The 13,713-nt window shown below is 63.2% G+C and carries 9 protein-coding genes; 6 read left to right on the forward strand and 3 right to left on the reverse strand.

Translation table 11 applies throughout. The annotated features are described in order from the left end of the window. Positions 1-22: 22 nt before the first annotated feature. The 4 genes from F0185_RS25515 to F0185_RS25530 all read left to right on the forward strand — a co-directional run bounded on the left by F0185_RS25515 (position 23) and on the right by F0185_RS25530 (position 5,480). Complete coding sequence (locus F0185_RS25515) at positions 23-1,504, forward strand: NCS1 family nucleobase:cation symporter-1 (RefSeq protein WP_167229244.1); 1,482 nt, start codon at positions 23-25, stop codon at positions 1,502-1,504. A 28-nt stretch (positions 1,505-1,532) separates the two neighbouring features. Continuing rightward, complete coding sequence (gene hydA / locus F0185_RS25520) at positions 1,533-2,924, forward strand: dihydropyrimidinase (protein WP_167229246.1); 1,392 nt, start codon at positions 1,533-1,535, stop codon at positions 2,922-2,924. 35 nt (positions 2,925-2,959) lie between these two features. Further along, a complete protein-coding gene (locus F0185_RS25525) occupies positions 2,960-4,198 on the forward strand; it encodes a Zn-dependent hydrolase (protein ID WP_167229248.1) in 1,239 nt (412 codons plus the stop codon). A gap of 121 nt (positions 4,199-4,319) precedes the next feature. Beyond that, entirely contained in the window at positions 4,320-5,480 is a 1,161-nt protein-coding gene (locus F0185_RS25530; protein ID WP_167229250.1) for a zinc-dependent alcohol dehydrogenase, read from the forward strand. A gap of 134 nt (positions 5,481-5,614) precedes the next feature. Here F0185_RS25530 and F0185_RS25535 read toward each other — a convergent pair whose 3' ends face one another. After that, positions 5,615-7,372: an allantoate amidohydrolase gene (locus F0185_RS25535; RefSeq protein WP_167229252.1), complete on the reverse strand. Its 1,758-nt coding sequence runs from the start codon at positions 7,370-7,372 to the stop codon at positions 5,615-5,617. Between the two features lie 77 nt (positions 7,373-7,449). Beyond that, entirely contained in the window at positions 7,450-8,388 is a 939-nt protein-coding gene (locus F0185_RS25540) for a LysR substrate-binding domain-containing protein (protein ID WP_166892993.1), read from the reverse strand. 122 nt (positions 8,389-8,510) lie between these two features. On the opposite strand from F0185_RS25540, the gene F0185_RS25545 reads away from it, so the two are divergent. Together F0185_RS25545 and F0185_RS25550 are read left to right on the forward strand one after the other, a co-directional pair. Next, entirely contained in the window at positions 8,511-9,728 is a 1,218-nt protein-coding gene (locus tag F0185_RS25545; RefSeq protein WP_167229254.1) for a urate hydroxylase PuuD, read from the forward strand. Positions 9,729-9,746: 18 nt separating this feature from the next. Next, the gene (locus F0185_RS25550) at positions 9,747-10,976 is read left to right on the forward strand and encodes a M20/M25/M40 family metallo-hydrolase (protein ID WP_187362650.1); all 1,230 of its coding nucleotides are present in this window, start codon (positions 9,747-9,749) and stop codon (positions 10,974-10,976) included. Positions 10,977-11,099: 123 nt separating this feature from the next. On the opposite strand, the gene F0185_RS25555 is transcribed toward F0185_RS25550, so the two are convergent. Continuing rightward, positions 11,100-13,451 (reverse strand): prolyl oligopeptidase family serine peptidase, encoded by a 2,352-nt coding sequence (locus F0185_RS25555; protein WP_167229256.1) that lies wholly within the window; start codon positions 13,449-13,451, stop codon positions 11,100-11,102. Positions 13,452-13,713 lie beyond the last annotated feature (262 nt).

Consider the following 13,713-nt stretch of genomic DNA (forward strand, 5'->3'; position numbering starts at 1 on the left):
TCATCAATAGGAGATCCCCACTGTGAGCAACGACCTGTCCGCCAACACCCAGCTCTGGAACGAAGACCTCGCGCCCACCTCCGACGCGCAGCGTACCTGGCGCTGGTATCACTTCGCCGCCCTGTGGGTGGGGATGGTCATGTGCATCCCGGCCTACACGCTGTCGGCCAGCCTGATCGAAGGCGGCATGTCCGGCTACCAGGCGGTGCTCACGGTCTTCATCGCCAATGCCATCGTGCTGCTGCCCATGCTGCTGATCGGCCACGCCGGCACCAAATACGGCATTCCCTATGCCGTCCTCGCGCGCGCCTCGTTCGGCACCACCGGCGCCCGTATTCCCGCCCTGATGCGCGCCATCGTGGCTTGCGGCTGGTACGGCATCCAGACCTGGTTCGGCGGCAGCATGATCTACACCCTGCTCGGCGTGATGATGGGAGCCGAAATCGGCGGCGCCAAAATCGTGGGCCTCGGCATCAACGGCATGCAGTTGCTGTGCTTTCTCGCCTTCTGGGCGATCCAGTTCTACTACATCGTGCACGGCATGGAGTCGATCCGCAAGCTCGAAACCTGGACCGCGCCGCTCAAGATCCTGATCTGCTTCGTGCTGCTCGGCTGGGTCCATAACAAGGCGGGCGGCTTCGGCCCGCTGCTCGAACAACCTTCCCAGTTTGTTGAAGGCGGCAAAAAGGCAGGCCAGTTCTGGTCCACCTTCTGGCCCTCGCTCACCGCCATGGTGGGTTTCTGGGCCACGCTGGCGCTGAACATCCCCGACTTCACGCGCTTCGCCAAGACCCAGCGCGACCAGGTCATCGGCCAGTCGGTCGGCCTGCCGCTGCCAATGGGCCTGCTGGCGGCGCTGGCCGTGATCGTGACCTCGGCCACCGTGGTCTTGTACGGCAAGGCGATCTGGGACCCGGTCGACCTGGCCAGCCGCATGACCGGCATCGCCGTGCTGATCGCGCTGATCGTGCTGCTGGTCGATACCGTCAGCGTCAACCTGGCCGCCAACCTGGTTGGCCCGGCCTACGATTTTTCGTCGCTGGCGCCCAGGCACATTACCTACCGCACCGGTGGCTACATCACGGCTGGCATCGCGCTGGTGATGATGCCGTGGAAGATCCTCGAATCGACCGAGGGCTATATCTTCACATGGCTGATCGGCTACTCGGCGCTGCTCGGCCCCATCGCCGGCATCATGATCATCGACTACTACTTCATCCGCAAGACCGAGCTGCATATCCCGAGCCTGTACCGCGACGATGGCGCCTACTCGTACGGGAACGGCTGGAACGTGGCGGCGGTCGTCGCTTTCGTGGTCGGCGTGCTGCCGAATATTCCCGGCTTCCTGAACGCGGCCTTTCCGGCCTCTTTCCCCGGCGTGGGCGCCTTGTTCAAGACACTGTATACATATGCATGGTTTGTCGGCATCGCCATTTCCGCAGTGGTGTACGGCGTGATGATGAAGGGGAAGGCAGTATCGACCCTCGCTACCATCCGTACCTGAATATCCGTTTGCCTTACAGGAGAGATTTATGACCACGATTATCCGCGGCGGCACGGTCGTCAACGCAGACCGCGCCTTCCGCGCCGATGTGCTCTGCGACGGCGACAAGATCGTCGCCATCGGCGAGCGGCTCGATGCGCCCGCCAATGCCACCGTGATCGACGCCGGCGGCCAGTACGTCATGCCCGGCGGGATCGACACGCACACCCACATGCAACTGCCGTTCATGGGCACCGTGACGGCCGACGATTTCTTTACCGGCACCGCCGCCGGACTCGCGGGCGGCACCACGACCATCATGGACTTCGTCATTCCGAACCCGCAGCAGTCCTTGCTGGAGGCGTACCACACGTGGCGCGGCTGGGCCGCCAAATCTGCCGGCGACTACACCTTCCACGTGGCGGTAACGTGGTGGAGCGACAAGGTGCACGAAGAGATGGGTGTGCTGGTGCGCGATCATGGCGTGAACAGTTTCAAGCACTTCATGGCGTACAAGAACGCCATCATGGCCGACGACGAAACGCTGGTGAAGAGCTTTACGCGCGCGCTGGAACTGGGCGCGATTCCGACCGTGCACGCCGAAAATGGCGAACTGGTTTTCCAGTTGCAGCAAGACCTGCTCAAGAAGGGCATTACCGGCCCGAGCGCGCATCCGCTCTCGCGTCCTCCCGAGGTGGAGGCGGAAGCGGCCAACCGCGCCATTGCGATTGCCAATGTGCTCGGCACGCCGGTGTATATCGTGCATGTGTCGTGCGCCGAGTCGCTCGATGCGATTTCGCGCGCGCGGGCCAAGGGCCAGCGCGTGTACGGCGAGGCGCTGGCGGGGCACCTGGTGATCGACGACAGCGTGTACCAGAGCGCGGATCTCGAATTCGCGCGTGGGCATGTGATGAGCCCTCCGTTTCGCAGCAAGCACCATCAGGCCGCGCTGTGGCAGGGCCTGCGCGGCGGTAACCTGCATACGACGGCCACCGATCACTGCACCTTCTGCGCCGAGCAAAAGGCGGCGGGGCAGGACGACTTTACCAAGATTCCGAACGGCTGCGGCGGCGTCGAGGACCGCATGTCGGTGGTATGGGATGCGGGCGTCAACTCCGGCATGCTCACGCCATCCGAATTCGTGCGCGTGACGTCGACCAATGCGGCGCAGATTTTCAATATGTACCCGCGCAAGGGCGTGGTGGCGGTGGGGGCGGATGCGGACCTGGTGGTGTGGGACCCGGAAGGCACGCGCACCATTTCGGCCAGCACGCAGTTCGCCAGGGGCGGCTTCAACGTCTTCGAAGGGCGCACCGTGAGGGGCATTCCTTCGCATACCCTGCACGCGGGGCAAGTGGTGTTTGCAAAGGGCGAGCTGCGCGCAGTCGAAGGCGCGGGGCGGCATGTGGACCGGCCCGCATTCACCAAGACCCATGCCTGATATCCCGTCGCACGTCTTCAACCCTGGAGTGATCAATGAACGATCTGCGCATTAACGGCGAGCGCCTGTGGGCCTCGCTGATGGAACTGGCCAAAATCGGCGCTACCCCCAAAGGCGGCGTCAAACGCCTGGCCCTGACGGACCTCGACAAGCAGGGCCGCGACCTGGTGGTCGGCTGGGGCAAGGAAGCCGGCATGTCGATCACGGTCGACCAGATCGGCAACGTCTTCATGCGCCGTGAAGGCCGCAATCCGGCGCTGCCGCCGATCATGACCGGCAGCCATATCGACACCCAGCCGACCGGCGGAAAATTCGACGGCAACTACGGTGTGCTCGCTGGCCTGGAAGTGGTGCGCACCCTGAACGACCGGGGCATCGAGACCGAAGCACCGGTCGAAGTGGCTTTCTGGACCAATGAAGAAGGCTCGCGTTTCGTGCCGGTGATGATGGGCTCCGGCGTCTTCTGCGGCGCCTTCAGCCTGGAGACGGCCTACGCCGCCAAAGACACCGAAGGCAAAAGCGTGCGCGACGAACTGGCGCGCATCGGCTACATGGGCGAGCAGGTCCCCGGCCAGCACCCGATCGGCGCCTATTTCGAAACCCATATCGAACAAGGCCCGGTGCTGGAAGACGCCGACAAGGTGATCGGCGTGGTGCCGGCCGTGATGGGATTGTCGTGGTACGACTGCGTGGTGACCGGCATGGAGGCGCACGCCGGCCCCACGCCCATGGGCCTGCGCAAGGATGCGCTGCAGGTGTCCACCCACATCATGCAGGAGGTGGTGAAGATCGCGAACCGCTATCCGCCTTATGGGCGTGGCACGGTGGGCATGGTGCAGCTGTTCCCGAACAGCCGCAACGTGATTCCGGGCGAGGTCAAATTCAGCATCGACCTGCGCAACGTGAACGATGAACTGCTCAACACCATGCACGAGGAGATGCTGGCGTTTATCGACAAGACGCGCAGCGACTCCGGGCTGGCCATTTCGATCGAGCGCGTGTCGTACTATCCGCCTTGTCCGTTCCATCCGGACTGCGTGGGTGCGGTGCGCGAGGCGACCGCCAAACTTGGCTACTCGACGATGGACGTGGTCTCGGGCGCCGGCCACGACGCCATTTACGCCGCCCGCCTGGCCCCGGCCGGGATGATCTTCGTGCCCTGCAAGGACGGTATCAGTCACAACGAAATCGAGGACGCCAAGTCGGAGCACCTCGAAGCCGGCTGTAACGTACTGCTGCATGCGATGCTGGAACGGGCCAAGATCGTCGCCTGATAATTTCACTTAAGAAATTACGTCGGCGTTCTCCTACCGCTACGCACGGATTGTGCTGATTCGTGTGTCGAAGTTTGCTTGTTAGGCTGTCCTTTTCCATTTTCCATGAGGAGGACAGTCCATGCGCGCTTTAACCTATCACGGCAGCAACGACGTCAAGGTTGACAACGTACCCGACCCGATTTTGCAGGAGCCGGACGACATCATCCTGAAAGTGACTGCCACCGCGATCTGCGGATCGGACCTGCACATGTATCGCGGGAAGATTCCGGCGATGAAAAGCGGCGATATCCTGGGCCATGAATTCATGGGCGAAGTCGTCGAGACGGGCGCCAACGTCACCAGGCTGCACAAGGGCGACCGCGTGGTGGTGCCGTTCGTGATCGCATGCGGCAGCTGCTTTTTCTGCGATATGGACCTGTATTCGGCGTGCGAGACGACCAACCCCGATCGCGGTTCGATCATGAACAAGAAAAGCCTGCGCTCGGGCGCGGCGCTGTTCGGTTTCAGCCATTTGTATGGCGGCGTGCCGGGCGGGCAGGCCGAATACGTGCGCGTGCCGAAGGCGAATGTGGGGCCGATCAAGATTCCCACTAACCTGGCGGACGAGCAGGTGCTGTTCCTGAGCGATATTCTGCCGACCGGTTATCAGGCGGTGCTCAATACGGGCGTGGGCAAGGGCGGGAGCCTGGCGATTTTTGGCGCGGGGCCGGTGGGGCAGATGGCTGCGGCCAGCGCGCGCATGCTGGGGATCGAGAAGATTTTCATGGTCGACCATCACAAGTTCCGGCTTGATTTTGCACAGAAAACCTATGGCGTCATTCCGGTCAATTTCGAGGACTGCGACGCCGCGGAGTTCATCATCGAGCACACCGATGCGCGCGGTGTCGATGGCGTGGTGGAGGCGGTCGGCTTCGAAGCCAAGGGCAGTGCGGTGGAAACCGTGATGACCAATCTCAAGCTCGAAGGCAGCAGCGGCAAGGCGCTACGCCAGTGCATCGCGGCGGTGCGGCGCGGCGGGATGGTCAGCGTACCGGGTGTGTATGCCGGGTTTATTCACGGCTTCCTGTTCGGCGATATCTTCGAGAAGGGCATCGGGATCAAGGCGGGGCAGACGCATGTGCAGAAGCATATGCCGGAACTGCTCAAGTTCATCGAGGAAGGCAAGCTGCATCCGGATGTGATTATCTCGCACCGCCTGAATCTGTCGCAGGCGGCGGAGGGCTACAAGATGTTCGATAAAAAAGAGGATGAGTGCCGCAAGGTCGTGCTGACGCCGTGATAATGGTCGTTCATGCCACTGCCAACACAGTCGTCGTTCCCGCGCAGGCGGGAACCCAATTTTGTTGAGCCGCTAAGCTGCATTACGAACTTGGGTTCCCGCCAAGGAAGCCGCCGAGGCCGGGAACGACTGAGCTATGCGATGTCCTTGAGAAAATCAAGAAAAACCTGCGCCGCCATCTCCGCATCGTCCGCCGTCATGGTTTCGAGCCGGTTGTGGCTGATCCCGCCATTCCCGCAGCGGACAAACAACATGGCCACATCGGTGATCTTGGCCATCGCCATCGCGTCGTGCCCGGCCCCTGAAGCGAGGTCGTGACGCGGCAAGCCGGCGCGTTCGATCGCCTCACCGAGTCGCTCCATCAACGCCGGCGCACACGGCGCGGCCGGCGCCGATACAATCTGCTCGATCTGCATGTCCACATGCCGGCGCCCGCAGATCGCTTCGATGCCGTCCAATATATCCTTGACCGCGGCGTGGCGCACGGCGTCGTCCGCAGCGCGGATATCGAGCGACAGCTTGCAGTGGCCAGGAATCACATTCACCGATCCGTTCGGCACCTGCAACTGGCCCACCGTGCCGACCAGCGACCCGGCGCCGCTGCAGCGCCGCTCGACCAGCAGCACGATTTCCGCCGCCGCTGTCGCCGCATCCTTGCGCATGTTCATCGGCGTGGTGCCCGCGTGGCTGGCCAGCCCGGTCAGCTCGACCAGGTAACGCGAGCTGCCGGCAATCGCGGTCACCACGCCGACCGCGAGGCCGCGTTCCAGCAGCACCGGTCCCTGTTCGATATGCACTTCCACGAACCCCAGCACATCGGCCGGATTGCGCGCGATGTCCGCAATTGCCTCGGGATGGTGGCCGGCGGCCGTCAGCGCTTCCAGCATGGTCACGCCGGCGGCATCCACCTGCTCCAGCAGCGCCATGTCGAACTGGCCGATCACCGCGTTACTGCCCAGGAAGGTGCTGCGAAAGCGCACGCCTTCTTCTTCCGCAAAACCGACCACCTCAAGGTGATAGGGCAGGCGCTCGCCGCGTTCGTGCAGGTGGCGCACCACCGCAATCGGCAGCAGGATGCCGAGGCGCCCGTCGTACTTGCCGCCATCGCGCACGGTGTCGTAGTGCGAGCCGGTCATCAGCGTCCTGGCGTCCGGGTCGAGCGACAGATAGCGCCCGACCACATTGCCGACGGCGTCGATGGTGGTCTCCATGCCCGCTTCGCGCATCCACTCGGCCAGTTGCGCCGCGGTGCGCTGGTGTACCTTGGTCATGTAGGAACAGGTCAGGCCATCGTCCGCTTCGCTCCATGCGCCGATGGTCTCGGCCCATTGCATCACGGTGGGGCCGAATGCGGGCGTGAGTTCAAGCAGGTCGTTGATGCGCAGTTCGGCGATGCGGTGAATCTGGCGCAAGCTCTCTGCCATTTCGTCGGGGCGCTGGTTTTTCAGGCGCCGCGTGAAGGTGTCGATGATCGCGCTGCGCGTGAGGCCATTGCCGTCCGGCCCCTTGACCGCGAGGATGAACGGAAAGCCGAAGCGGGCGTTGTAGTCGGCATTGAGCTTGTGCAGGGTCGCGTATTCTTCCGCGCTGCACAGGTTCAGGCCGGACCTGGCCTGTTCGTTGGTGGACTCCTGCGTCAGTTCACCGGCGATGGCGGCTTTGCCGGCCAGTTCGGGGTGGGCGCGGATCAGGCCAAGCTGTTCGTCCACGCTGGCCTTGGTCACCGCCGTTTGCAGCGCGTACTTGAGCGCCGCCACGGTGGCAAACGGGCGTCCCGTAGGGCGACCCGTCAGTGCGCGTTCGGGAATCCACGGCGAGTGTTCATAGATGCCGCGCAGGGTGTCGACAAAGGCCGCCGCGTCGCAGCTGTTCAAATCCGTTAATGTAGTCATGGGTATTCCATCTTTGATGACCGATCATAAGCGCTGGCCGCGTTGCGAACATACGAGCCAGCTGATAAGCGCTATCGCTACTGCTGCACCAGCGCCTTGGCCGCCGCGCTGACCTGGTCGCGCAGCCATTTGTGCTCGGGCGCCTGGTGCACGCGCTCGTGCCACAACTGGTAAAAGCGCATCGGCGGGAACTTGACCGGCACCGTGAAGCTCTTGAGCGGCAGTGTCTTTTCGTAAAAGCGCATGAACTGGCGCCCGGTGGTCAGTACCAGGTCGGTTTGCGTCAGCATATACGGAATCAGGCCGAAATAGGCCGATTCCACCGCCACCTTGCGCTGCATGCCTTGGCGTTCGAGGAAGGCGTCGATCACGCCGTGGTAACCGGGCAGCATCTGCGACGGCGCCACGTGGGGCAGGGTGAGGTAGTCCTCGACCGTCATGGCGTCGCTGGCGGTGCGCTTGGCGTACGGGCTGTCGGCGCGCATGGTGCAGATGATCGGGTCTTCGAACAGCTTGGAGATGTGCAGGTGCGCGGGAGGCTCGTCCCAGTTGGCGATGACAAGGTCCATGTCGCCATCCGAGAGCATGCGCACGTAATCGACCCCGCCCCCCAGGCTGTGGATCACCACGCGGCTGTTGGGCGAACCGCGCCGCAGCGCCGCCACCACGTTCGGCAGGAACTGGCTGTCGAGGTAATCCGGCGCGGCGATGTGGAAGGTGCGCGCTTCTTCCTGCGGCACGAAAGGCGATTTTTTGACGAACAGGCTCTCGGTTTCGTCGAGAATGCGCTTGGCGGGTTTGAGCAGGCTCTCGCCATGCTGGGTCGGCACCATGCCGCGCGCGCCGCGCACCAGCAGCGGGTCGCCGGTCAGTTCGCGCAGTTTGCGCAGCGACGCCGAGATCGAGGGCTGCGGCTGATTGAGCTTGAGCGCCACGCGCGAGACGTTTTTTTCGACCAGCAGCAGGTACAAGATGCGAATCAGGTGCAGGTCGAGGTGTTGGGGAAGGCTGGACATCGTTATGTATATGAATTCGAGTATGTGGAATATACGCGATATTTCATGTCGTGACACTTGAATCAGTTTATCTTGGGTAAATTCGCGCTACTATCGCCGCAGCCCACGCAACAAGGAAACCCATGGAAGTGTACGGATACCTGCTCCCCTACGGCCTCGAATGGCTCAACCTCATCGTGCGCTGGCTGCACGTGATTACCGGTATCGCCTGGATCGGCGCATCGTTTTACTTCGTCTGGCTGGACAACACCATCCGTCCGCCCGCGCCGGGTTCCGAGCTGGCCAACAAGGGCGTATCGGGCGAATTGTGGGCGGTGCATGGCGGTGGCTTCTACAACCCGCAAAAATACCTGGTGGCGCCGGCCGAACTGCCCAAGGAGCTGCACTGGTTTAAGTGGGAAGCCTATTCCACGTGGCTGTCGGGCTTTGCGCTGCTCACCATTGTGTACTACTTCAACGCGCAGGCGATGATGGTCGATAAGGCCGTGGCGGACCTGACGTCAATGCAGGCGATCGGCATCGGCATCGGCAGCCTGGTTGTGGGCTGGACCGTGTACGACCTGCTGTGCCGCTCCCCGCTCGGCAAGCGCGACCTGCCGTTCGGAATCGTGATGTTCCTGTTCCTGGTGGCCAGCGCGTATGTGCTGAACAAATACCTGAGCGGGCGCGCCGCCTACATTCATGTGGGCGCGATGATCGGCACCATGATGGTGGCCAATGTGCTCATGCTGATCATTCCGGGCCAGCGCAAGATGGTCGCGGCGATGACGTCGGGCCAGCAGCCGGACCCGATCCATGGCCTCAAGGCCAAGCAGCGCAGCGTGCATAACAACTACTTCACCTTGCCGGTCCTGTTCATCATGATCAGCAATCACTATGCGATGACCTACCGTCACGAGCATGCGTGGGCGGTGCTGGCCGGGATCATGGCGGCCGGTGTGTTGATCCGCCACTTCTTCAACCTGCGCCATCGTGGCCGCGTGGAGTGGCGCTATCCGGCAGCCGGCGTTGCGCTGTTGCTGGCGGTGGCGATTGCCATCGCGCCCAAGGCGCCCGTCGCCGCGGTGGCGGGTGGTGACACGGCGGCGCAGTTCGCGCAGGTGCGGGCCATCATCACGCAGCGCTGCGCCACATGCCATTCCGAGCATCCGACCCAACCGGGGTTTGCCAGCGCGCCGGCCGGCGTCATGCTGCACAACGCGGACCTGATTCACCAGAACGCAGCGAAAATTTACGAGCAGTCGGTGCGACTGAAGGTTATGCCGATCGGGAACCTGACCAACATGACCGATGCCGAGCGCGCGCAGGTCGCGGCCTGGTTCGAAGCCGGCGCTAAATAAGGACAACAAAGGATAACAATGAACGCACAAGAAAAACTGGTCGACTGGATCGACGCCCACTTCGACGAACAGGTGGCGTTTTTGCAGGAGGTGATTCGCATCCCGACCGACACGCCGCCGGGGAACAACGCGCCGCACGCGGACGCCGTGGCCAGCATGGTGGAAGCACTCGGCTGGAGCGCCGAGAAGCATGCGGTGCCGGCGCAGACGGTGCGCGACTACGGCATGGAGAGCATCACCAACCTGATCGTGCGCCGGCCGTATGCGGCGGGCGGGCCGACCATTGCGCTCAATGCGCATGGCGATGTGGTGCCGCCGGGCGATGGCTGGGTGCATCCGCCGTATGGCGCGGTGGTGGAAGACGGCTTCATTTACGGACGCGCGGCGGCGGTCTCAAAAAGCGATTTTTCGACCTATATTTTTGCCGTGCGCGCGCTGGAAGCGCTGGGCGTGCCGCTCAAGGGTGGCCTGGAACTGCACTTTACTTATGACGAGGAATTCGGCGGTTTGCTGGGGCCGGGCTGGCTGCTCGAACAAAAGCTGACCAAGCCGGACTTCGTCATCGCGGCGGGCTTCAGCTACAACATCGTCACCGCGCATAACGCCTGCCTGCAGCTGGAAGTGACCGTGCACGGCAAGTCCGGGCATGGCGCCATGCCTGAAACCGGGCACGATGCGCTGCAGGCGGCCACGCGCATTTTGAATGCGATTTACGGGCAGCTGCCGGAACTGAAAAAGATCAAGTCGAAAGTGGCGGGCATCGATTCGCCGACCATGCTGGTGGGCCGCATCGATGGCGGGACCAATACCAACGTGGTGCCGGGGAAAGTGGTGCTGAAGATGGACCGGCGCATGATTCCGGAAGAAGATCCGGTGGCGGTGGAGGCGCAGGTGAGGGCGCTGATCGAGGATGCCGTGCGCGATCAACCGGGGATTCGGGTCGAGATCAGGCGCTTGCTGCTGTCGCACGCGCTGCGGCCCTTGCCGGGGTCGGACAAGCTGGTGGCGAGTCTGCAGAAGAATGGCAGGCAGGTGATCGGCGAGGAGATTACGGCGCAGGGCACGCCGCTGTATGCGGATGCACGCCTGTATGGCGAGCACGGGATTCCGGCGGTGCTGTATGGCGCAGGACCGCGCACGGTGCCGGAGTCGAATGCGAAGAAGGCCGATGAACGCCTCGCGCTGGAGGATTTGCGCAAGGCGACCAAGGTGGTGGCGTTGACGTTGCTGGATTTTTTGGCGGTTTAGAATCACCGATATAACTTAGAGCCGTCGTTCCCGCGAAGGCGGGAACCCAAGTTCGCGCTAATACCTAAAGCGCATCAACAAACTTGGGTTCCCGCCTTCGCGGGAACGACGGTACGGCTGCCCTTACTTCAACGTCCGCTCAAACAACTGGTAAATCCGCCGATACTGGTCGTACCAGCTTTCCGGCTGCACGAACGCGTGCCGTTCCAGCGGATAGCTGGCCAGTTCCCAGTGATCCTTTTTCAGTTCGATCAGGCGCTGCGCGATGCGCACCGAGTCCTGGTAGAACACGTTGTCGTCCACCATCCCGTGCGAGATCAAGAGGTGCCCGCGCAGCTTGTCGGCATACTCGATCGGCGACGACTTGCGGTATGCTTCCGGATCGAGCTCCGGCGTATTGAGGATGTTCGCGGTGTACTCGTGGTTGTAGGTCGTCCAGTCGGTCACCGGGCGCAGCGCGGCGCCGGCCTTGAACAGGTCCGGCTCGCGCATCAGCGCCATGAAGGTCATGAAGCCGCCGTAACTGCCGCCGTACACGCCCACGTTTTTCAGGTCGCCCTGGTGGTTCGCCGCCATGAAGTTCACGCCATCGACGTAATCTTCCAGCTCCGGATAGCCCATCTGGCGATAAATCGCGGTACGCCATGCGCTGCCGTAGCCTTTTGAAGCGCGGTAATCCAGGTCGAGCACAATGTAGCCCTTCTCGACCAGCAGGTTATGGAACATCTGCTCGCGGAAGTACACCGGATAGCGCTTGCTCACATTCTGCAGGTAGCCCGCGCCGTGCACGAACATCACGATCGGGTATTTCTTGCCCGGTTCCAGCGTGGCCGGGCGATACAGCTTGCCCCAGATCTGGCCCGCGCCTTTGGTCGAGGGCACGGCGACGTACTGCGGCTCGATCCAGCTGCGCGCCTTGAACTCCGGCGAGCGCGTGTCGGTCAGCTTGCTCGGTGCACCGCCACTGACGGCCATCGTCGCCAGCTGCGTCGGCATATAGCTCGACGAGTAGTGCAGCAGCAGCTTGCGCTCGTCCGGCGACAGCGCAAACTGCTCGACGCCTTCGAGCGCGCTCACTTCGCGCAGCCTGGCGTCGGCGCTCGAGACCGCGCACACTTCGTACGTGCCCGGGTTCTTCGGATTGCACATCATGTACGCGGTGGCGCCGTCGGAAGACCACTGGATGCGGGTCGCTTCCCACTTGCCCTGCGTGAGCGCGCGCGTCTTGCCGTCGCTGGTGCGCGTATACAGGTGCGCATAGCCGCTTTCTTCCGACAGGTACCACAGCGTGCTGTTGTCAGGCAGCCAGCCGAATTCGTTATTGCCCGAATTGACCCAGGCGTTGTCGGTCACGCGGTGGGCCGGCTTGAGCGTGGCGCCAGCCAGGTCGACGGTGGCGATCCAGCGGTCCTTGTTGTCGGCGGCGCGCAGCATCACGGCCAGGCCGGTGCCGCTGCGGTTCCATTCGAGCGCCGCGCCCTCGTCATCCACGCGCACCACGCGGTTGCCTTTCAGCTCGGGCAGTTTTTGCGCCTTGCGCAGGTCCGCCAGCGGATCGACTGTGATGCCGGGCAGGGTGTCGAAGGACAGGTCGCGCATCTCGCGCGTGGCCAGGTTGACCAGCTTGAGCGTGTGCGCGACAAGCGCGTTGCGTCCGACGCGCGGACGCTGGTCGTCGAATTCTTCGTAGCCCGATTCGGTCACGTAGCGCGGCAGCTTGCCGATGCGGCCTTTGTCGGTCACCTTGGGCGCGGTTACCAGCAGCAGCCAGCGGCCGTCCGGCGACAGGGCGCTGCCGTCGATGACGACTTTGTCGCCCAGGTAGATCGGCGCCGGCGCGCGCGTGGCGTCGGCGCGGCGTTCCTGTTCGGCGCGGTCGCGACCGGCGTCGCGGTCTTCCTTCTGGCGCTTGAGGGTGGAGATCAGGCGCAGTTGCAGGTCGCGCAGGTTGTCGGCGTCCGGCGCGGCGGCGGGGTCTTTGGTGGCGCGCACGGCGGCCAATGGCGAAATCAGGCGGTCGGCGCGATTCCAGCCGAGCCACTCGTGGCCGACGCGAAATTGCACGCCGCGCCCGTCGGCGGAATATTGGGGCGCCATGATGCCGTTGCTGCCGCGAGTGATCTGGGTCAGCGCGCCGCTTTTCAGGTCGCGCTCGAACAGGTCGCCGTTGCGCAGCATGAGGGAGCGCGTGCGCTCGCGGTTATAGATGACCTTGTCGCTGTCGAGGTTCGCCAGTTCGGCGTCGCCGACCAGGCGCGTTTTGCCGGGCGCGGCCTGGTAAATGTCGCGCAGCTGCGAACCGCTGCGTTTCTGTTTGTAGAACACCTGCTTGCCGTCCCAGCTCCACCAGGCGGTTTCCGCCGGCGTGCCGATCCAGTCGGGATGGGCCATCGCCTGGTCGAGGCTGATGGGGTCGGCGGCGACGGCGGGGATCGCCCACAGCGCGGCCAGGAGGGGAAGGACAATTAGGCGCATGGTAAATACAGTTCGACAGAAAATGAAAGGAAATGCGAGAAGTTGCAGGATCGCATTCTAGCGCAGGCGGGGCCGGCGTGGGCCCATCGAACCGGCGTCCATCGTTCATGTTTCGATGAAAAGGAGCGCAACGCCGTCGCTAGGGTGCGGACGATGCGCGTTCCGGCGGCATCCGCAAAGCAAGTAAAAACAGCCAGGAAAAATCGATCCGTGTCAACCTGATTGAGCAGCCGGCAACGCCGCTGTACCGATTACGCAGTTT

Origin of the sequence: Massilia rubra, from assembly GCF_011682065.1 — a bacterium.
GTDB classification, from domain to species: Bacteria; Pseudomonadota; Gammaproteobacteria; order Burkholderiales; family Burkholderiaceae_D; genus Telluria_A; species Telluria_A rubra.

What these genes read in the sequence shown, in the direction of transcription:
- F0185_RS25525 (WP_167229248.1), top strand. Translation starts at nt 2,960, where the DNA reads ATGAACGATCTGCGCATTAACGGCGAGCGCCTGTGGGCCTCGCTGATG.
- F0185_RS25535 (WP_167229252.1), bottom strand. Translation starts at nt 7,372, where the DNA reads ATGACTACATTAACGGATTTGAACAGCTGCGACGCGGCGGCCTTTGTC.
- F0185_RS25540 (WP_166892993.1), bottom strand. Translation starts at nt 8,388, where the DNA reads ATGTCCAGCCTTCCCCAACACCTCGACCTGCACCTGATTCGCATCTTG.
- F0185_RS25530 (WP_167229250.1), top strand. Translation starts at nt 4,320, where the DNA reads ATGCGCGCTTTAACCTATCACGGCAGCAACGACGTCAAGGTTGACAAC.
- F0185_RS25555 (WP_167229256.1), bottom strand. Translation starts at nt 13,451, where the DNA reads ATGCGCCTAATTGTCCTTCCCCTCCTGGCCGCGCTGTGGGCGATCCCC.
- F0185_RS25545 (WP_167229254.1), top strand. Translation starts at nt 8,511, where the DNA reads ATGGAAGTGTACGGATACCTGCTCCCCTACGGCCTCGAATGGCTCAAC.
- F0185_RS25550 (WP_187362650.1), top strand. Translation starts at nt 9,747, where the DNA reads ATGAACGCACAAGAAAAACTGGTCGACTGGATCGACGCCCACTTCGAC.
- hydA (WP_167229246.1), top strand. Translation starts at nt 1,533, where the DNA reads ATGACCACGATTATCCGCGGCGGCACGGTCGTCAACGCAGACCGCGCC.